Annotated in this window: 17 protein-coding genes and 1 pseudogene; 11 read left to right on the top strand and 7 right to left on the bottom strand. The window is 58.7% G+C overall.

What is annotated here, in order from left to right:
- Both F3H58_RS24635 and F3H58_RS24630 read left to right on the top strand, forming a co-directional pair.
- The coding region (locus F3H58_RS24635) for an integrase core domain-containing protein (protein ID WP_149744104.1) at positions 1-284 on the top strand (284 nt) is incomplete at its 5' end.
- Positions 285-335: 51 nt separating this feature from the next.
- Positions 336-596, top strand: a complete 261-nt coding sequence (locus F3H58_RS24630; protein ID WP_502706427.1) for a hypothetical protein — start codon at positions 336-338, stop codon at positions 594-596.
- 211 nt (positions 597-807) lie between these two features.
- On the opposite strand, the gene F3H58_RS24625 is transcribed toward F3H58_RS24630, so the two are convergent.
- Positions 808-1,341 carry a peroxiredoxin gene (locus F3H58_RS24625; RefSeq protein WP_149744109.1) on the bottom strand — a complete coding sequence of 178 codons (534 nt, stop codon included), beginning with the start codon at positions 1,339-1,341 and terminating at the stop codon, positions 808-810.
- Between the two features lie 195 nt (positions 1,342-1,536).
- Positions 1,537-1,782, bottom strand: coding sequence for a helix-turn-helix transcriptional regulator (locus F3H58_RS24620; RefSeq protein ID WP_080868767.1), 246 nt, complete (start codon positions 1,780-1,782; stop codon positions 1,537-1,539).
- A 435-nt stretch (positions 1,783-2,217) separates the two neighbouring features.
- On the opposite strand from F3H58_RS24620, the gene F3H58_RS24615 reads away from it, so the two are divergent.
- The 7 genes from F3H58_RS24615 to ctlX all read left to right on the top strand — a co-directional run bounded on the left by F3H58_RS24615 (position 2,218) and on the right by ctlX (position 11,105).
- Positions 2,218-3,822 carry an ABC transporter substrate-binding protein gene (locus F3H58_RS24615; RefSeq protein ID WP_149744103.1) on the top strand — a complete coding sequence of 535 codons (1,605 nt, stop codon included), beginning with the start codon at positions 2,218-2,220 and terminating at the stop codon, positions 3,820-3,822.
- 4 nt (positions 3,823-3,826) lie between these two features.
- Positions 3,827-4,804 (top strand): ABC transporter permease, encoded by a 978-nt coding sequence (locus F3H58_RS24610; protein WP_149744102.1) that lies wholly within the window; start codon positions 3,827-3,829, stop codon positions 4,802-4,804.
- Positions 4,805-4,859: 55 nt separating this feature from the next.
- Positions 4,860-5,717 (top strand): ABC transporter permease, encoded by an 858-nt coding sequence (locus F3H58_RS24605; RefSeq protein WP_502706426.1) that lies wholly within the window; start codon positions 4,860-4,862, stop codon positions 5,715-5,717.
- A gap of 17 nt (positions 5,718-5,734) precedes the next feature.
- Positions 5,735-7,423: a dipeptide ABC transporter ATP-binding protein gene (locus F3H58_RS24600; protein WP_149744101.1), complete on the top strand. Its 1,689-nt coding sequence runs from the start codon at positions 5,735-5,737 to the stop codon at positions 7,421-7,423.
- 109 nt (positions 7,424-7,532) lie between these two features.
- Positions 7,533-8,765: a CapA family protein gene (locus tag F3H58_RS24595; RefSeq protein ID WP_149744100.1), complete on the top strand. Its 1,233-nt coding sequence runs from the start codon at positions 7,533-7,535 to the stop codon at positions 8,763-8,765.
- A 116-nt stretch (positions 8,766-8,881) separates the two neighbouring features.
- On the top strand, positions 8,882-10,177 hold the full coding sequence (gene pepT, locus F3H58_RS24590; RefSeq protein ID WP_149744099.1) for a peptidase T: 1,296 nt from the start codon (positions 8,882-8,884) through the stop codon (positions 10,175-10,177).
- Positions 10,178-10,181: 4 nt separating this feature from the next.
- Positions 10,182-11,105, top strand: coding sequence for a citrulline utilization hydrolase CtlX (gene ctlX, locus F3H58_RS24585; protein WP_149744098.1), 924 nt, complete (start codon positions 10,182-10,184; stop codon positions 11,103-11,105).
- Between the two features lie 208 nt (positions 11,106-11,313).
- Here the strand turns inward: ctlX and F3H58_RS24580 are convergent, their stop codons facing one another.
- Entirely contained in the window at positions 11,314-12,066 is a 753-nt protein-coding gene (locus tag F3H58_RS24580) for an SDR family oxidoreductase (protein WP_149744097.1), read from the bottom strand.
- Positions 12,067-12,162: 96 nt separating this feature from the next.
- Here F3H58_RS24580 and F3H58_RS24575 point away from each other — a divergent pair, with 96 nt between their 5' ends.
- A complete protein-coding gene (locus F3H58_RS24575) occupies positions 12,163-13,062 on the top strand; it encodes an AraC family transcriptional regulator (protein WP_149744096.1) in 900 nt (299 codons plus the stop codon).
- Between the two features lie 248 nt (positions 13,063-13,310).
- On the opposite strand, the gene F3H58_RS24570 is transcribed toward F3H58_RS24575, so the two are convergent.
- The 4 genes and pseudogenes from F3H58_RS24570 to traA all read right to left on the bottom strand — a co-directional run bounded on the left by F3H58_RS24570 (position 13,311) and on the right by traA (position 18,979).
- Positions 13,311-13,925 carry a TraH family protein gene (locus F3H58_RS24570; protein ID WP_149744095.1) on the bottom strand — a complete coding sequence of 205 codons (615 nt, stop codon included), beginning with the start codon at positions 13,923-13,925 and terminating at the stop codon, positions 13,311-13,313.
- Positions 13,926-13,939: 14 nt separating this feature from the next.
- Positions 13,940-15,103, bottom strand: a complete 1,164-nt coding sequence (locus tag F3H58_RS24565) for a conjugal transfer protein TraB (protein WP_149744094.1) — start codon at positions 15,101-15,103, stop codon at positions 13,940-13,942.
- Positions 15,093-15,659: a conjugative transfer signal peptidase TraF gene (traF, locus tag F3H58_RS24560; RefSeq protein ID WP_149744093.1), complete on the bottom strand. Its 567-nt coding sequence runs from the start codon at positions 15,657-15,659 to the stop codon at positions 15,093-15,095. Before traF ends, F3H58_RS24565 begins: the two co-directional genes overlap by 11 nt.
- A pseudogene (gene traA, locus F3H58_RS24555) lies at positions 15,656-18,979 on the bottom strand (Ti-type conjugative transfer relaxase TraA). Before traA ends, traF begins: the two are co-directional and overlap by 4 nt.
- Positions 18,980-19,232: 253 nt before the next feature.
- On the opposite strand from traA, the gene traC reads away from it, so the two are divergent.
- The gene (gene traC / locus F3H58_RS24550) at positions 19,233-19,526 is read left to right on the top strand and encodes a conjugal transfer protein TraC (protein ID WP_149744092.1); all 294 of its coding nucleotides are present in this window, start codon (positions 19,233-19,235) and stop codon (positions 19,524-19,526) included.

Genomic DNA, 19,526 nt, shown 5'->3' with positions numbered 1-19,526 from the left:
AGTATTCCGAACGGTTGGCAGAGGCAGGTATCGAACCTTCCGTCGGAAGCGTCGGCGATAGCTACGACAACGCTCTCGCCGAAACGATCAACGGCCTTTACAAGGCTGAGGTCATCCATCGCCGAGGACCATGGCGCAACTTCGAAGCTGTGGAGTTCGCCACGCTGGAATGGGTCGATTGGTTCAACAACCGGCGTCTACTGGAGCCCATTGGAAACATTCCGCCTGCAGAGGCCGAGGAACGATACTACGCCATGCTGGACGCACCAGCATTGGCCGCATAACTTAAACCAAACGGTCTCCGGCAAAGCCGGTGCGGTTCACATGACGTTTGGATCGGCCACGACGCGGCAATTATGCCGGGCGTGCACATTGGTGCGGGCGCAATCGTGGCCGCAGCCTCAGTGGTCGCGCGCGATGCCCCACCTTACGCAGTGGTTGGCGGCAATCCAGCCAGCATCATTAGAATGCGTTATTCCGCCGAGGTGATAAACGACCTTCTTGATATCGCCTGGTGGGATTGGTCGATCGAGAAGATCGAAGCCAATTTGACATCCTTGAGCAATGGTGACTTGGCCGCTCTAAAGAGCGTCTAGCACGTCCGCTTCGGGCCGAACTTGGCCAACGGCACCAGATCTACTGATGTCGGCTTTAGTGTTTTGACACCCCAATATCGTCTCCTCCCGGCCCCATAACTGTCTTTCCAAAGGCACCTAAGCACGTGGGCTAAAGTGCCCGAAGCCGATGGATTTGTGCGGGAACCACAGAAGCAGCGTGCGTCTCGACCGTTGTCGGTACTCCGTACAATCATGAGCGATAGTCTGCTGCCAGCCAAGCAATCACCGCGTCGGCATTCTCATCGGGCAGATAAACCGGATAGAAAACATGCTTGATAGTACCGTCTTCGATTATCATTGTCAGCCTCTTGAGCAAGGTGAACCCGCCGGTTTCAAAAGTGGGTAAGTCAAGAGCGTTGGCCAGCGAAAGCGAATTGTCAGAAAGCAATGGAAAGGGCAGATGAAGCCGTTCTGCGGCCTCTTTTTGATATTCAGTGGTCTGAGTCGAAAGCCCGAAAAGACGACTCACCCCTAGTCTTCTCAACTCAGAGAAATGGTCGCGAAACGCACAAGACTGAGGCGTGCATCCTCTAGCTCCGGGTATTTCGTCCCATCCCTCAAATGCGCTGCCGTCTGGTGGACTAGTGCGTGGGTACGCATAGATTACGGATAGACCCGGTCCTTTGAGGTCAACAGTCGTGCCATCGGTCGCTTTCAGCGAAACGTCCGGTATTTCCATCCCCAGCAAACGGATCGCTGCGCTATCTTCCTGTGGGTTTTTCATATCACTAGGTTTTCGGCCATCTGCAATCACTTCAATCTCCCCGAGTTGCCAATCACGAGAGTCTGCCTAGATTTGCGCCACTACGGTGTGTGATTTGCCGGAGCGCTCACTGATAAACCCATCTTGGCAGAGATTCCAAAACGCCGCTTCCGACAGAAAATTGAGAGGCGCTTCGTCGCGAAAAAGATCGTTCGATTAACGCGGGTTCTTGAAGCGAACACCAACCCCACCGCCATTTTCTTCGATGAATTCGATTCCAGCATCTTCAAAAGCGAGATGTATTAGCTTCAAGTTTGCCGCGGTGATGGATGGTACTCCATTGTCAGCTTCAGCTCTTCTTATCGTCGATAATCCAACAGAGGCATGACTGGCCAACTCTTCAGCCGTCCATCGCTTTAGGGCCCTTGCGGCTCGAATCTGAGCACCTGTTATTTTCTTCATAAATCCACGATTTCGGGTTGAACTTTTTTAGTTCATGTGGCACTTTTAGTTTCACTTGACTGCATCTCGCGCACGAGCGCATGATGCGGCCTAACCACAATCATGCTGTTAGGGAGCTCGGATCATGGTTGATTCCGACAATAGCAGAACTACGCCTAATTTCGCGAGGACAGATTTCAACTCAACTCCTAGGTCTTTTTTCCTGCCTACTGCCCGCGCGTTGGCCCGATGACCGCGCCGGCCCAACCAACTAGGGCGGGGGATCAAAACGGGAAGGCTGTGGCGCTCTAAATTCGAGCACTGTTTCATTTATCCGGCGGAGCTCCAGCGCCCCCGTCGCATTACCGATTCAAGCAACTGACTGCTGAACCGAGTTGCTGCCTCGCCGCAGCAAGGGGCTCGGCCGTCCAAATTTCAACGACAAAAGGGAACTCGATGACCAATTTCACCAAAACATTACGACCAATCGCTATTGCGGCGGGCATTCTCTCAATCGTGCTTCTCACCCAGCCCTCAACGCCAGTCGGCGCCCAGACCCAGTCGGACTTAAGGATCGCGACATCTTACAAGTTGATGACGCTCGATCCGCATTATGCGAACCTCAACGAAAACACTTCGCTGCTGTCGAATATTTACGAGCGGCTGGTTTACCAGGACGAGAAGCTCTCTCTCAAGCCCGGCCTCGCGGTTTCATGGTCGATGATCTCCGGCAACCGCTGGGAGTTCAAGCTGCGTGACGGCGTCAAGTTTCATGACGGTTCGCCGTTTACGGCAGAGGATATTGTCTATTCCATCGAGCGCATCCGTAACTTCCTGCAGTCACCCAGCGGCGGATACCGTTCCTACGTAGCAGATATCAGGTCCGTTACGGCATCGGATCCATTAACGGTCACCTTCGAAACGGATCGGCCAGTCCCCAGTTTCCCTTTACTGATGTCTTCCATCTTCATCATGCACAAGCCGGGGGACGGGTTTCAAACAACGGAGGAACTCAATTCCGGGCGGGCTTCAGTCGGCACGGGCCCTTACAAGCTGGAGGGCTGGAGTTCGGGCGAGACCCTGCGACTGACACGAAACGATGACTACTGGGGCGGTCGTCCCGCATGGCCCACGGTCAACTTCAGGGTCATGGAAAGTCCTGCGGCACGTGTCGCGGCTTTGTCTGCCGGTGATGTGGATGTGGCTGATTCGATCCCGGCGAGGGACGTGAGTTCCCTGAAACAGCGCGGCGCCAATATCGCCAGCATCAGTGCGGCTCGCATCAATTTTCTGCAGTTCGACGTCGAGAAGGAGAAGGTGTCCGGCGTTACCGACAAATCCGGCGCCCCAATTCCAAACCCGTTTCGCGACGTGAGGGTGCGAAGGGCCCTGGCGCTTGCCACGGATCGCAATGTGATCGCAGAAAAAATCCTCGCGGGATACGGTACCGCAGCGTCACAGCTGTTTCCCGAAGGATTGCCCGGAACCTCCCCAAACCTGAAGGCAGAAGCACCCGACTATGACGCGGCCAAGGCACTGCTTTCAAATGCCGGCTATCCTGACGGTTTCAACCTGGTGCTTGCTGGCCCTGCCGGCCGTTACCCCGGAGACAGCGACAGTCTTCAGGCTGTGGCACAGAGCTGGGCGCGGATTGGCGTGTCTGTCCAGCCCCAGGCATCCCCGTTTTCTGTATTCAACACCAAACGCGCCGCCGGCGAATATGCCGCCTGGTACGGCGGGACCTCTGGCGAATCCGTGGACGTCATACTGCAAGCGCTGCTGGCCTCTCCGGATAAGGAGCGCGGCACCGGAGCGCTGAACTTCGGGCATTATCGCAATCCAGCCTTTGACGCACTTCTTGCAAAGGCAGAGGGCCTCGAAGAAGGCGAGGCGCGGAATCTTGCGCTCGCAGAGCCAACGGAGCTTGCTCTCAAAGACCAGCCGATCATCCCGCTCTATCACTTCCATCATATCGTCGGCTACGGCCCGAAAGTTGGATCATTCGTGATGCACCCGCGCGGCTGGACAACAGCCATGCAGACCATCGCAGCGACGGAGTAAGGTGATGGCTCTAATCTCCGCCTTGTCGGCAAGGCTCTCGCAGGCCTTGCTTCTACTCCTCGCCATGTCGCTGATCGGCTTCATCGGCATCCACAGCGTCGGCAATCCCGTCTTCAATGTGGTCAACATCGAAACTGCCACACCCGAAGACATCAGGCGTGCGACAGCTGCGCTCGGGCTCGACCTGCCGATCTGGCAACAATATGGATTGTTCCTGAAGAACGTCGTCAGCGGCAACTTCGGTACCTCCTATATCTACCATCAACCCGCATTTGACCTGGTTCTTGGCAAACTGCCGGCAACGCTGGAGCTCGCCTGCGCGGCGATGCTTCTGTCGGCCGTCACCGGGGTCGGCCTTGGCCTCGTTGCCGGCAGAAGAAAGGGAACGGCGTTCGACCGGATAGTCCTGAACGGCAGCGTTTTTGCTCTCAGCGTTCCCTCGTTCTGGCTCAGCATGATGTTGATCCTGACGGGTGCGGTCCTGACCGGCTGGTTCCCGTCGGGTGGCAGAGGCACGCCGGCAAGTTTTGCAGGGAGCGAGTGGAGCTTTCTGACCGCAGACGGATTGCGGCACATGGTCCTCCCGATGCTGGCACTTGCCATCCCGAACATCGCACTGATTGCCCGACTGACAAGATCGGGCACGATCGAGGTGGAACAGCAGGAATTCACGCGCTTTTGCAGGGCACGAGGCCTTTCGCCGAAGCGAATCCTCCTGGCTCACACCTTGCCGAATATCAGCGTGCCTCTTGTCACGATCATCGGCCTGCAATTTGGCGGAATGCTCGCCTTTGCCGTCGTTGTTGAATCGATCTTTGCCTGGCCGGGGATTGGCAAGCTCCTGATCGACTCCATTCAGTTGCTGGACCGACCTGTCGTGATGGCGAGCCTCACCTTCACCGCCGTGAGCTTCGTTACGCTGAACGCTGTCGTCGATCTCTATTACACGTTCGTCGACCCACGCGTGCGCCTGTCGCCATAAGAAGGGACATATCATGAGACCGCTTATTCTTCGGGCGCTTGGGATGCGCACCGGCATGTCCGGACGACGCCCTTTTTCTTATGCTTCGGGTCGCCTATCAACAGTCGTCCTTTGCTGCTTCATACTGGCGGCGCTTGCAGCACCCCTGATTGCTTTGCAGAACCCCTATGATCCGCTTCAGGTTTTCGTGTGGGAGGCGTCATCGGCTCCTGGCACCGTCGGCAGCGGAGGTTACATTTATCTCCTTGGTACGGACGGGCTGGGGCGGGATATTTTCAGTACCATTCTCTATGGATTGCGCATCAGCCTCGTCGTGTCGCTCACCAGCTCGGCGATCGCTGCATTGATCGGCCTGACGGCTGGGGTTAGCGCTGCCTATTTCGGGCGCTGGGTCGATGTCATGATCATGCGGATCGTTGACCTGCAGCTCAGCCTTCCGACGATCCTCGTTGCGCTGGTCGCCATCGTCACGCTTGGTCCGGGCGTGGACAGGATCATTCTTGCGCTCGTGATTGCGCAATGGGCAAGTTATGCACGGCTGGTGCGAGGTGTCGCCCTCAGCGAGGCGCGAAAGCCCTATATGGACGCAGCACGCCTGATGCGTCTGCCGACCCAAAAGGTCATATTTCGGCACCTCCTGCCAAACAGTATCGCTCCGGCCGTCAGTCTCATCCCGATCGAGGTTGGGCATGCGGTGGCACTTGAAGCAACATTGTCATTCCTCGGCCTTGGCGTTCCGCTGGACAAACCGTCGCTCGGCTCGATGGTCGCAAACGGTTTCCAGTATCTGTTGACTGGTCAGTACTGGATCAGCCTGTTTCCCGGCCTTGCACTGTTTTGCCTGATCGCCGCCATCAACTTTACGGGCGAGGGCATTCGCCTGCGCCTCGACCCCAGGAGCAAGCCGCGATGAACAGCTTAGGAACAGTAATGACAAAACCTGTGACAGACAACGACGCCGTGCCTCTTGTCGAGGTCAGCAATCTAAGTCTCCGCCACCGGTCAAAATTCGGCCAGTCGATGATCCTGAGCGATGTCAGTTTCACGCTCGACCGTGGCAAAATCCTGGGAATTGTTGGGGAATCAGGCGCCGGAAAATCAACGATTGGAAACGCGATCATCGGCCTGCTGCCGCCCGACATCGAGCAGGTTTCCGGAACGATCGCCATCGACGGGATGGCCCTCGCTCCACTCGACAGTGACTTCGCAAGGCGCCGGCGAATTTCGGCGGTGTTCCAGGATCATACCGCGTCGCTTGACCCGCTGATGACCGTCGGTGCCCAGATCACCGAGACGGTTCGCGCCCATAACGCGAACTTGTCTTCCGCTGATGCCCGGCTGCGTTCGCTGGAGCTGCTCGGGCGGGTTGGCATTCCCGACCCGGAGCGTCGCTACGGTCACTTCCCGCACCAGTTTTCCGGCGGGCAGCGACAGCGGGCGGTGATCGCCATGGCGCTGGCCGGATCGCCCGATCTCATTATCGCGGATGAACCGACCTCGGCACTGGATGCCACAGTGCAGAAGCAAATCCTGGCGCTGCTGCGCGCCCTCGTTGATGAAACGGGCATTTCAATCATCATTGTCACCCATGACATGGGCGTCGTCGCAGACGTTACCGATCACGTCCTCGTCATGCGCAACGGAAAGGTGGTCGAGGAAAACGACACAGCCAGTGTGATCGACAAACCTGCCGAAGACTATACACGCGACCTTCTCGCCGCGGTTCCCCGGCTACATCTGAATAATGAGGGTCCTGGCGAGAACAGCCACAACGGCCCACGGGGGGAGGAAGCAGCTGCAGCGATGAGAGGTGCTTCCAATGCTTCGCTTGTTGCCGAAGGCATTGGAAAGTCATTCGGCGCAAGCAAGCTGTCCTCTGTGGTCGGCAGGGGGCGTGGCTCTGCCCGGTTCGCCTTAAGCGAGATCAGCCTGACGCTGCCTCGGGGTGAGATCACCGGCATAGTCGGAGAAAGCGGCAGCGGAAAGACGACATTCGGCCGGATCGTTGCGGGGCTGGAACCGGCGTCCACTGGAACGATGCTGCTGGAGGGCCGGCCCTACGATGTGACTCGACCGGGACGCCGCAGCGGCCTTCTAGGACAGGTGCAGATGATTTTTCAGGATCCTGCCGTGTCATTAAACCCGACGATGCGTATAGGCGAGGCCTTGCGCGAGAGCCTCCGCTTTGGTGCGGGTGCGGGAGACGATGGCGGGAAGCACTCACTCGATGCAATGATGGAACGACTTGGACTCCCGCTGGGCCTGCTTGCCCGTTATCCGCACCAGCTTTCGGGTGGACAGAAACAGCGCGTCTGCATCGCGAGGGCCCTTCTGGCACGTCCGCAAATCATCGTTGCTGACGAGCCGACCTCTGCACTTGATGTCTCGGTGCAGGCCCAGATCATCGAATTGCTCCGGGAAACCGTTCTGAGCCAGAAACTTTCGATGCTGTTTATCTCGCACGATCTGGCGGTCGTCCAGCAGCTTTGCCGCTCGGTTTTCATCTTCAGGGATGGCAGGCTCGAGGACAGCGGCCCTTGTGATGACGTCTTCTCGAATTCGCGCAATCCCTACACGCGAAGTCTCATCGACGCTCGCCCACGACGATTCATGCACTGATATCTCCGCGGAAGATTACGTTCATTTACCAGCACCACAGCTTCAGGGGCGCGATTGTCCGCCCGTCCACCAACCTGCCGCAGCAGGCAGTCAACACAGGCAAAAGCATATGACAGGACGATTTACTCTCGCCGTGACCGGCCAGTCTCTTATCAAACACGACATTCGGAACATCGATGCTGCGGAGTTCAAGGCGGTCCAGAACATCCTTCGAAAGGCAGATCTTTCCTTTACCAATTTCGAGGGCACCATTCTTGGAGATTATGGCGGCTGGCCACTGAAAGGTTCCTTTTTCGGATGCAGCAAGCCAATCGTGCTTGATGCTCTGGCCGAGATGGGTTTTGGCGCTCTGGCGCTTTCCAACAACCATGCGTTTGACCTGGGACCGTCAGGGATCCTGGCAACCCTGGACGAAGTGGAACGGCGCCGGATACTGCGTGCGGGGATCGGAAGGGACCACCGGCACGCAGCCCAGGCGGCGAGGGGAGTGGTTGGCACAAACCGCGTGGCGATGGTTGCCATGGATGGCGGTCCTGGACCTGATCTCATGTATGCAGCTGACGGTGACGAACATCGCCCCGCGCGTCCCGGTATCAACCGTCTCAAGCTTTCGCAGCTCATCGAAGTCGACGATCGCGCCTTTGAAGAGCTGACCGCGATCCGGGACAAAGTCGGATATACCGCGATTGACCTTTCCAACGACAGTCAACCGAACGATCCGCCTTTCGTCGATCCTGTTGACGAGCTGGCGCTCGGCCGGACGGTCTTCAAGCGGGCCGGACGTTTTGGGCGCAACGTCAGCATCGACAGGTCGGACATGGAGCGCAACCTTCAGGAAATCGCATCGGCTGCGAACGAAGGATACCTCGTCGTCGCCTATTTGCATCATCATCATTGGGCCCCGGACTGGTACCAGGTTCCCGACTGGGTTGGCTCCGTCGCGCGCCGTTGCATCGATGCGGGCGCGGCGATGTTCCTGAGCCACGGCGCACCCGTCCTTCAACCGCTCGAAATCTATAACGGCATGCCGATCTTCTACAGTCTTGGAAATTTCATATTCCATGTTCCGTCGAAATCCACATGGCATGCACCGGAGGTCTGGGAGAGCGTAATTAGCGTGTGCAGTTTCGATACCGGAAATCACCTTGCAGGGATCGATTTCCATCCCGTTGTCATCGGTGGCGAGGAGGGTTTGAGCCATTCGCGGCTGGAGGAGCGCCTGGCGCCCCAACTTGCGATCAACGGGAGAGCGGACCGCATTCTCACGCGGTTTCAGGCGCAGTCAGCTAAACTGGGAACGAGGATCGACATCGAAGACAACATCGGCATTCTGCGGCTCTGAGCCCTGGATCGAGCAGAACACGAGGCAACGCGAATTGCCATGCAGGTCCGGGCCAAAGCAACGCAATAAGATCTTCAAACTGCAACATTACAAAGATTACGAACGGAGCGCAGATCATGGACACGACGGCAGGGGATGCAACCGGGCTACGTGACGAGCTTCTCGAACGATTTTTCAGGTATGTCGGCATCGAAAGCCAGAGCAATGCGGCCTCTAGCGAATTACCGTCAACGCCGGGGCAACTGAAACTTGCCTTACTGCTTGCACAGGAGCTTCAGGAACTCGGCCTTGAAGACGTGATTGTCGACGATAATGCAATCGTCACGGCGATCAGGCGCGGCAGTGATTCGAAACTCCCGCGCGTCGGCTTCATCGCCCATCTCGATACCGTCGATGTCGGCCTGTCTGCGATCATCAAGCCACAGATCAAAGACTTTGAAGGAAGCGATATCAGCCTGAACAGTGACCACGATATCTGGCTGAGGGTAGATGATCATCCTGAACTCAGGGGCTGGGAAGGTGAAGATATTGTGGTGGGCGACGGCACCAGCGTGCTCGGCGCCGACAACAAGGCTGCGATTACGGTCATCATGACGCTGCTGGCACGATTGGAGGATGACGCTCCCCTCGGTGACATTGCCATCGCCTTCGTTCCGGACGAGGAGATCGGCTTAAGGGGAGCAAAGGCGCTCGATCTTGCCCGTTTCCCTTGCGACTTCGCTTACACCATCGATTGCTGTGAGCAGGGTGAGGTGGTGGTCGAAAATTTCAACGCCGCATCCGCAGAGATCGTTTTTACGGGCGTCAGCGCTCATCCAATGTCGGCCAAAGGGATACTGGTAAATCCTCTTTTGATGGCGCTCGATTTCATCTCGCACTTCGATCGTAACGATACGCCTGAATGCACCGAAGGCAGGGAAGGGTATTTCTGGTTCAAGGATCTGGTCGCCAGCGATAGCGAGGCCCGACTGAAGGTCATGATCCGTGATTTCGACAAGACCGGTTTCGAAGAACGAAAAAAGCGAATTGGCGAGGTCGCGGCGCTGGTTGCGGCACAATATCCGACCGGTTCGGTTCGAAGCTCTGTTTCCGACACCTACGACAATATCGGCGATCACCTCGCTGCTGATCCGCGCGCGTCCGGTCTGTTGTTCAGCGCCCTCGATCACCTCGGCATTGCAAAGAAAATCATTCCGATGCGTGGTGGAACAGATGGTTCAGCGTTGTCCGCGCGCGGAATACCCACGCCGAACTTTTTCACAGGGGCCTACAACTTCCATTCGCGGTTTGAATTCCTGCCGGTCCCTGCCTTCGTAAAATCGTATGAGACGGCACTGACAATCTGCAAGCTTGCGGGGCAGGGAGGCGTTGACCTTCAGCTGAAAACCGACATCTTCCGGCAGAGGGGATGAATTCATGCGATATTCTCCGCAAGCGCCAGCCGCGGTCGTGATGGTCCGGCCTCATAATTTCACCGTTAACGAACAGACGGCTGACGACAACAGCTTCCAGACAGCAGATATCGATCTTTCGGATATAGCGAAAGAAGCCTATCTCGAAGTCACCAATGCCGTGGAAACACTCCGCAGTCATGGTGTAACCGTTCACCTGTTTGATGATTTGGGAACGACCACACCCGACTCGGTCTTTCCCAACAACTGGTTCTCAACCCATGCCGGCGGGCACGTGGCCATCTATCCGATGCGGGCGAACAATCGTAGACGGGAGAGGCGGTTCGACATTATCGAGATGCTGAAATCCGAATACCGCGTGCAGCAGGTCGTCGACTATTCCGGCCTGGAGCCCGACGGTCTGTTCCTCGAGGGGACGGGCGCAATGGTCCTGGACCATATCGACAGGGTTGCATACGCGGTACGATCAGACCGGACAGACCCCGTTGTGCTGGAACGCTTCTCGACGCAATTCGGGTTCGAGCCGATGGTATTTGATGCCTGCGACGCTCGGGGAGTAGCCATTTATCATACGAACGTCCTGATGTGCATCGGAACCGATTTCGCCATGATCGGGGCAGGGATGATACCAGACGTCGTGCGTCGCAAAGAGATCCTGGCACGCCTGGACAATTCAGGCCGATACGTCATTGAACTGCGTGATGACCAGATCGGCAGGTTTGCAGGCAATGCGCTGGAGCTTCAGGGGTACAATGGCCGCCTTTTAGCCATGTCGACGACTGCCCTGGCGTCGCTCGAACCTTCACAGCGAAACGCGATCGAAGAGCGCGTGAGAATTGTTGCGCTTGATATACCATCAATCGAAATGGCCGGAGGTTCCGTGCGATGCACGCTGGCGGGCATTCACCTGTCTCTCCGTCAAACTTAGGGATATCCCGATCACCACTTGCGCCGCCAATCGAGGCCCTTGGTGAAATCTCGTTCGAGAAGGCATCCCCGGTATTGAGAAATCCGCCTGTGCATAGGGCATATGCAACAAGGACAAGCTTGAGTGTGCCGGTATTGTTATCCAATATCGACACGCTCCAGTATCAGTGCCAGATTGGGTAACACCGGTTTGACCGGCGCTTCGATGACTACAGGCCTGCCTCAGCCATCCAGAGCGCTGCGTCTTCGCCCGCAGCAATGCGCAGTGGCGCGGAGGGATCGTTGGCAGCCTGCCAAATTGCCTCGGCGACATCCCGGGCCTGGGTGACGGGGCCTTTGTCGTCCTGAACATTCTTGATGAATTGCTGTAGAAGAGGGGCATAGTCCGCGTCATCCATGCCGCGCAGATGTGGACGAGCGTTGGCACCAAAGCTGGTTTGCGGCGAACGGCCCGGCAAGACGATATGCACACGGACGCCGAAAGGCTCCATTTCCATCGCCAGAGACTCGCTGAATGCGTTCACCGCCGCCTTGCTGGCGCGGTATACCCCGATGATCGGCAGTGGCTTCACCGTGACCGAGGATGTGACATTGATGATGACGCCGGCTCGGCGATGGCGCATTTGCGGGGCCACCGCCTGGATCATCGCCAATGTTCCGATCGTGTTTGTCTGAAAGAGAGCCTGTACAGTCTGCGAGGCGGTCAGTTCAACCGGCGACGGCGCGCCAAGGCCGGCATTATTGACAAGAACGTCGATATGACCTGCTGTCTCGACCAGTTGCGCGACGCTTTCGGGATTGGTGACGTCGAGCGCGAGAACCTGCAGACGATCGGACGCCGGAAGCAAATCCCTGGCGGGGGTTCGCATTGTCGCCATCACATCCCAGCCTCTTTCAAGGAACAGTTTTGCGGTTTCGAGGCCAAAGCCGGAGGAACAACCGGTAATCAATATGTTGGGCATAGTTATCTCCATACAAGGTGACTGACATTATGGTAGTGACCAGGCGGAAGACTTTATATATGCTGACATCCTCATTTCTTTTGCGATAGTCCTGATATGACTGTGGACCCACTTGCCGAAATCGTCACACTTCTGCAGCCCACCGCGCGATTGTCGAAGCTGGTGGAATGTTCAGGCGCGTGGCGCATACGCCGCGAGGCGACAGGGGAACCATTCTATTGCGCGATCCTGGAAGGGACATGCCGCGTTACCTTCGATGGTCATCAAACCTTGACCCTTAAGGCCGGAGACTTCGTCCTCGCGCCCGCCATGCGCGATCTCGTCAATGAGAGCATTGATGCTGCGACCAATCTGCCGGCTATGGTGCCGACAAAGATCAATGAAGGGTATTTCCGCGTCGGGCCACACGACGGTCCGGCCGATCTGCGCATGCGTATCGGCCATTGCAGCTTTGGCGCACCGGATTCTGCGCTGCTCGTCTCCCTGCTGCCGGAGGTGGTTCTGGTGCGTGACAAAACCCGGTTTGCCACGCTGATGCAATTGATCGATGAGGAGACCCAGGATCGGCGCGCAGCCCGCGAACTCGTTCTGGAACGCCTTATCGAGGTTCTGCTGATCGAGGCATTGCGGTCTGCAACAGAAACAACCTCCGCGCCGGGCCTGCGCAGGGGACTGGCGGACGAACGCCTCGCAGGCGCGCTTCGTGCGATGCATGCCCGTCCAGGCCATCCATGGACCGTTGTCGATCTTGCAAACAGGGCCTCGCTGTCCCGTTCGGCATTCTTTGCACGGTTCAATCGCATTGTCGGGGTTCCTCCGATGGAATATCTGCTGGTCTGGCGCATGGCGCTGGCAAAGCAGCTCTTGCGGGATGGCAGTCTCGCAATCGAGGATATCGCCGAACGGGTTGGCTATGGGTCAGCAAGCACCTTCAGCGTGGCCTTTGCGCGGAATACCGGGATGCCCCCGGCTCGATATGCCCGCATGGCAGCGTAAGAAGCGGCGGCGTGGGCAGGCAAGGAGAGTTTCGGGAACCTGTCGCCTGCTCGGGGCGACGCGAAGATCCAGGCTAAACGCCTCAGGCGAGCCTGGCCGAAGATGTAACGAGGATACTCGAGCCTGTCCTATGCGACCGTAACGACGCAGAGGAGGAAGGCGTGTGAGACCCGGATTTGGAAGAGACCGGTTCATGCGCTGCATCTGGATCGAGACCTCCTCTTCCCGCCCGGCAAACGAAGTCAAAGCTATTGGCCTCCAATACGCGACAGGTCGATCCGTATCCCGGCTTGCCCGACATTCTGGGCAGTCACCGGTTGCTCCTCGTTTGGCGCCATTTCGGTGTCGTCCACCTCGGCGGTGGCCGTTTCTCTACCTCGCTGCGGCACTTCAACCGGCGTTCCCGGATCCTCCGCCTGGAAAATGCCGACGCCCTCGAACTCGCCGGTTTTCCACGCGTAAACCGCGTCATCGAAAATCTGCGGAAAAACATCATCGTCGCTCCTGGGGTTACCGTACCATTTGGCAACGATCCTCAGGACCTTGGCAAACATCGCCGTGCCTTTGCGGAGATTCTGGCAGGAATCGACAAGGTCCGGCTTGATATCCGCCGGTTCCCTGATGCCAACACCGGCTGGAAACTGTGTGACCCCGACGCGGACAACCGCCTGACCGGCATACTGTCGCACGATGGCCATCGCTTCTTCCGCTGAAGTGGCTTTCGGCACGAGGATCAACCGGCCGCCTGATTTGACCGTGACGGCGAGAGGATCAGTCGAGCCTGCGGCCATCACGAATTGCTCGACGATCGCGGGCTTGAGGGAAGGGTCGGCGCATTCTTTGATCAACGCAGCGTCCAGCATGCAAGCTCCATGGTTCACGTGTTGAAGGAGATGACGAGAGGCTTGTCGAACAGTCGCGCCCAGGCTTCGGTGCTCGCGCGCTGAATGTCGGTGATGGAGGTTCCGGCCGCCCACCAGCCGTTGCCGACGGCGACAACGACGTCGGGACCGTCGAGCATCGATTGCAAGACCGGCCAGACGACAAGCTGCTCATAGCAGATCAGCGGAGCGACGCGGACATCCCCGACAATGACGATCGCGCTCCCGAAGAAGTGCGCCCTGGCGCTGCCACTTTCCCCAACCCAGGATCGCCAGGGCTGCCACATCGACCCGGGGACCGGCATGCGTTCGCGGTAGAGAATGCGCCCGCCCTTGCTGTCGATCGCAACGAGGACATTGTCGTAACCGTCGGCATCAACCACCGCAGCACCGGCGATGACCGCGATGTCACCATCAGCGAAACCGCCGGTCCAAAGTCGCTCCGTAGTCGGGGTCCATAAGCCCAGGGCACTTTCAGGCAGTACGACAAAGCGGATCCCGTCCCTGGCGGTGGCGTGCACCGTTGCGATCAGATCACGGTGACGCTCAAGACCGCCCTCCCGACCGAGCGAAGCACCCAATTCCAGATCGACGCCGCGCCAGGCTTCAGGTAGTCTCGGGTTGGTCCAGGTTGCGGCGGACCAGAGCCAAAGGCCTGTCAGGGCCATGGCGACAGCTGGCCAAGGGCGGGTTACGAGGCCTGCCAGGCCAGCTGTCATCGCCCCCAGTCCCCACCACCCCCACCCCGGAAACAGAACCCCCGCGGCGGTGACGGGGTGCGCCCAACCCGTGATACCGAAAGGCGGGATGGCCACAATGACGGCCGCCAGAAGATAGCGACACGGAAGCGCACCGGCAGCCCTTGTCCAGAGGAGTGTATGCAGGGTGACAAAGCTGAAGGAAGCACACAACCAGAGCAATAAACCCGGCCAGAGATCTGACGAATAGAACGCCGCAACGCCCTGCGGCAATCCGCGTGATGCTGCCAGAAAATATCCAGATGACACAAGCATTGCCTCCGGTCTGCTTCGTGCTTTCGACCACAGGATTGGAAACGCCAGGGCGACGGGAAGGAGCAGGGTATAGCCGCTCCAGCCCACCGCACCTGCGATGGCCGCAGCCCCTGTCAGAAGCATCGATTGAAGGCGCTTACGGCGCATAGGTGAGTACCTCCTGCGCCAGACCGAGGATAGCTGAGGCAGGCAGGGGACCGAAATATCGGGAGTCGTAGGAACCGGGAAAGGCGGAATGCAGGAAAACATGTTCTGGGGGCACGATACCACTGGCAAACGGCGGCAACCTCCGACCCGTTCCATCGTGTTGCGCGAGACGTGAAGAGGAAACCATGCGCCCGTCCACGCTGACGCTGGCACCGATTTCGACATGCTGTCCTGCGACTGCGATCACCGTCTTGATGAGAGGCGCAAGACCGGCCGGGCAAAGACCGAAGTGGAGATAGCCACGCGCTCGCGCGTCCCGCATTTCCGCTGTTTCCGGTGGGCATATAAACACGATGTCGCCGACACCCACGGGTCGATGGAGCGGGGCAATGTGCCATATACCGAGCGGCTTGCTTGGGGTCAGATTAATGCGGTAGCCACCGGCAAAGGCGACGACCGTCGCCAGAATGGCCGCCATCGCCGCAATCGAAATGATCACGATCGCTCGCCGCTGTTGCGGTGCCATGGCCCGGCGTGTTTCGACACAGATCGTCATTTGAGCGATAGCCCCCCGTTCTTCGTCTGGCGCAGCGTCTCCGCCTGCCTGGGCGCCTCGGTGGTGCGTTGATGCGCGGAAAGTAGCTGTATGGTGCGCATGAAGTTCCACGCGCTCTGGACCTCCGCCTTCTGGCCGCCGGTCATGCCTGCCGTGACGGTTTTGAAGGTCTTGCCATCGGTGTCTTTTGCGGCCAGCGGCAGGAAGGTTCGTTCGCCAAAGCGTCCGGCGACAGCCCTGGCGAACCCTTCGAGCTCCGCCTTCACCATCTTGTCGGCCAGCGCATATTCGAGGCCGGCGGGTAGATCGTTGCGATCGATCGCATCGCGGACGCGTTCGAGCGTTTGCCGGGCCAAGGGTGAGAGCGCCGGGATGTCGACCGACACCTTCAAGCGTACGGCACGCTCCTCCGTCTCATGCTTGTGTTCCGCCTCTGCCCGCCCACGAAGGTAGCGTTCAAGGTTTCGGGCGAGCGCCGGCACATTGGCGATGGCTTTTTCCCGATCCTGTCTGTCCGTGCGACTGGCCAGAAGGCCGGTCTTGCCCTTCAGCGCACCGAAGCTCTCGGCTCCGCCAGCGATCCTTGCAAGGATGGCCTGCGCGACCGATTGCTCCTTGAGCATGGCGTCGACATTGATCGCCTTGAAGGCTGCTTCCGGCTGCGCGTAAACGAGATGGAAGCGGATCGACACATCCTCCCATTGCTTCTTGAGGCCGGGATCGGCGGCGAGCCTGTCCTCTACGGCCTGCGCGAGTGATTTAGCGAAAGTGGTGATGCCTGAGACCATGGGTTTCGTCTCCGTGAAGGGTCTGGAATCCGATTGGGTTGCTGTGCGCCTGAAGCCGATCTTTTTGCCAATTGCGGCAAGGCGGGCGGTGAGACCGGCCAGCCTCTGTTTCTGCCGAACCGTCCGATCGAGCCGGTCGCGAACCAGGTTTCGGGCGACCCTGACGAGATCGAGGCCGCGAGCTTCGGCATAACGAAGTGCCTGGCGGTAGAAGGGACCAGCCGAGTAATCGAGGGTCGTCTCTTTTGCATTTTTCCGCGACAGGATCGGGATCAGCCCGCCCGCCTTGGCAAAAGACCGTCGACCGTAGTAGACGCCAAGATCTTCTCGATGACGGGTCATGGCGACATAGGTGAGATGCCGGTCAAGCGACAGTGATGCGAGCACCTTGACGCGATCGACGGTCGCACCCTGGCTCTTGTGGATTGTCGTCGCGTAACCGTGATCGATGTTGCCATAGAAGCGCTGCTCGACCGCGACCTGACGGCGGTGGTCACTCTCCCCGATCTCAGCGACGATAGAGCCAGGCGCCGCCTCGACAACCTTTGCCAGCATGCCGTTCCTGACGCCCAGCGAACCTTCGTTCTTCAAGAATACGATCTGGTCGCCGACGGCGAACTTGCGCGTTCCGTCCTCGGTCCTGAAGACAAAACCTTCGGCGACGATGCCGCGTTCGACCAGCATGGCCCGCGCCATATCGTTGAGCATCCGAACGTCGCGGCGCAGGTGGGCGAGGATCAGGCTGGTCTTCGAGGGATCGTAGTCGCGGTTCCAATCGGCGATCAGACTTTCGACCGCGTGTGCCTTGAGGTCCAACCCGTTGAAATGCCCGTGGACGTGATAGGCGTCGATCGCTCGACCAACATTGCCGCGCGCAAGATCGAGCGAGGCGTCGCGCATCTACTGCTCGCGCTGGCGATAGATGGTCTCGAGTTCCGCATAGCCGATCCGGTCTGCGATCGCGCGGAAGGCGGCGCCCGCCTCGATCGGCTGCAACTGTTCCGGATCACCGACCAGAACCAGCTTGGCTCCGGTCTTCGTTACGGCTTCGACGAACAGTGCCATCTGCCGTGACGACACCATGCCGGCCTCGTCCAGCACGAACACCGTCTTGTCATCAAGCTGGTTGCGGCCATCGCTCCAACGGAGCTCCCAGGACGACAGGGTGCGAGAGACGATGCCGGCTTCCTTCTCCAGTCCCTCGGCTGCCTTGCCGGCAAGCGCGCCACCGACGACGCGAAAGCCTGCTGCTTCCCAGGCTTCACGCGCTGCCTTCATCATCGTCGTTTTGCCGGCGCCGGCGCGGCCGACCACCGCAGCAATCCGCTCGGGTCCTGCGACATGCTCGATCGCTGTTTCCTGCTCATCCGAAAGCCGGTCATGACGTGCCAAGGTCGCCGAGAGCACGACGTTGCGGACGCCATACGAGGACCGCTGCGACAGCCAGATCGCACGACTGGCCATCTCGGCTTCCAGTCGGATCATTTCACGCGTGGTGTATTTTGCCGGCGCCCGGATACCCGTTGCAAGACCGATCCGCTCTCGTTCGAGACGAAGTACTTCCGGGCTCTGCAGGATCCTCGCCATCAGGCTTTGGAAGAGTCCTGCATCGTCGGTATAGCGGTGGAGGATCTTTGCCACATCGCGTTCGTCGAAGACGCTTCTCTCTCGCGTGATCAGGTCCAGCACGATTTCAGGATGCCGCTGGATGCGGCGGGCGTTCTCGGCACGGCGCTCTTCCTGGAGTTCGATGCGTTCGAGCTTGCCGGCAATACCCTCCTGCCTGTCACCGGATCGATCCGCCTTGCGCTCGATCGCCTTCGTGCCGACGCCCAGGTGAATGGTCGGTTCGAGATCGATCCCTTGTTTTTCGAAGGAACGGCCATCAATCCTGATATCAAGACCGGCGAGCGCCAGATGCTTGCTCTGGCAGACAAACCAGCCATTGCGAAACGCGTTGAAATCTTCAAGGCTTCCGGCCCAAAGCTCATAGACGATCCTGCCGGCATCGTTGCGCATCGGCGCGCCGTCCGGACCGGACACAGCGATCTTTTTCGCGCCGAGCCCGTCTTTAGTAAGTGGCCGCAAGGTGGTCATGAGATGGACGTGCGGATTGCCCGGCGCATCGTGATAGACCCAGTCGGCGACCATTCCCTGCGGCGTTATATGTCGTTCCACAAAATCGCGCATCAGCGCGATGTTCTGTTCGCAGGTCAGCTCGAGCGGCAAAGCGATGGTGACATCCTTGGCGAGTTGCGCATCGGAGCGCTTCTCAAACGCTTCCACCTTGTTCCAGAAAGCCTCGGACGCACCGGCGACCGAGCGATCGGCGATCATCGTTCGCAGCCATCCCGGGGCATCGGCAGGGATGACGAACTCTTCGTGGACGAGACCCTGCTTGGCGCGATAGTCGACGGTGCGAGCCTCCCGCTCGAACTCCATCCTGGCGCAGTGCCGATAGGCGGCCGACAGGACAGCGCTACGGCCGGAGCCGCGGGCGACGACACTGACAGAGAAATGGGGGATGGCCACGGCAGAATTCTTTCCCGGTTGCAAACGAGATCAATTGGTTCGTCGGAAGTAACGGCCCCGCCGGGGCGGAAAAGCAGAGCGTCGCGCCAGCGACGTATAATTGCGCCCTTGGAAGCCGCTTCTTCGAAACGGCCGGGATCATTCACCAAAGCATCGCCCTTGGCGATTGCAGGATTAACAGTAGTGCGTTCCGCACCCTGTTGCGAAAAACTGGGTTCGAAAGACAGGCTTTCTCACCCAGGAGACGAACGGAATGAAGAAACCATCCTCGAAAATCCGCGATGAAATCGCCAAGCTGCAGGAACAACTCAAGCTTGCCGAGACAAGGGAAGCCGAGCGCATCGGCCGTATCGCGCTCAAGGCGGGCCTTGGTGACATCGAGATCGATGAGGGGGAGCTTCAGGCGACCTTCGAGGACGTGACCAGACGGTTTCGCGAAAGCCAGCCTGCTTCGATCGGAAAAGAAAGGGGAGGATCAGTTATCGCCTCGCAGCAAACCGCACCGATCCCGGCTGGTGCGGATGCGGGCGGGAATGGCGAGGCTTGA

The organism is Rhizobium sp. NFACC06-2 (genome assembly GCF_900101425.1).
Classification (GTDB): Bacteria; Pseudomonadota; Alphaproteobacteria; order Rhizobiales; family Rhizobiaceae; genus Agrobacterium; species Agrobacterium leguminum.
Note: the sequence above shows the minus strand (reverse complement) of the source record. Positions and strands in the feature narration are given on the sequence as shown.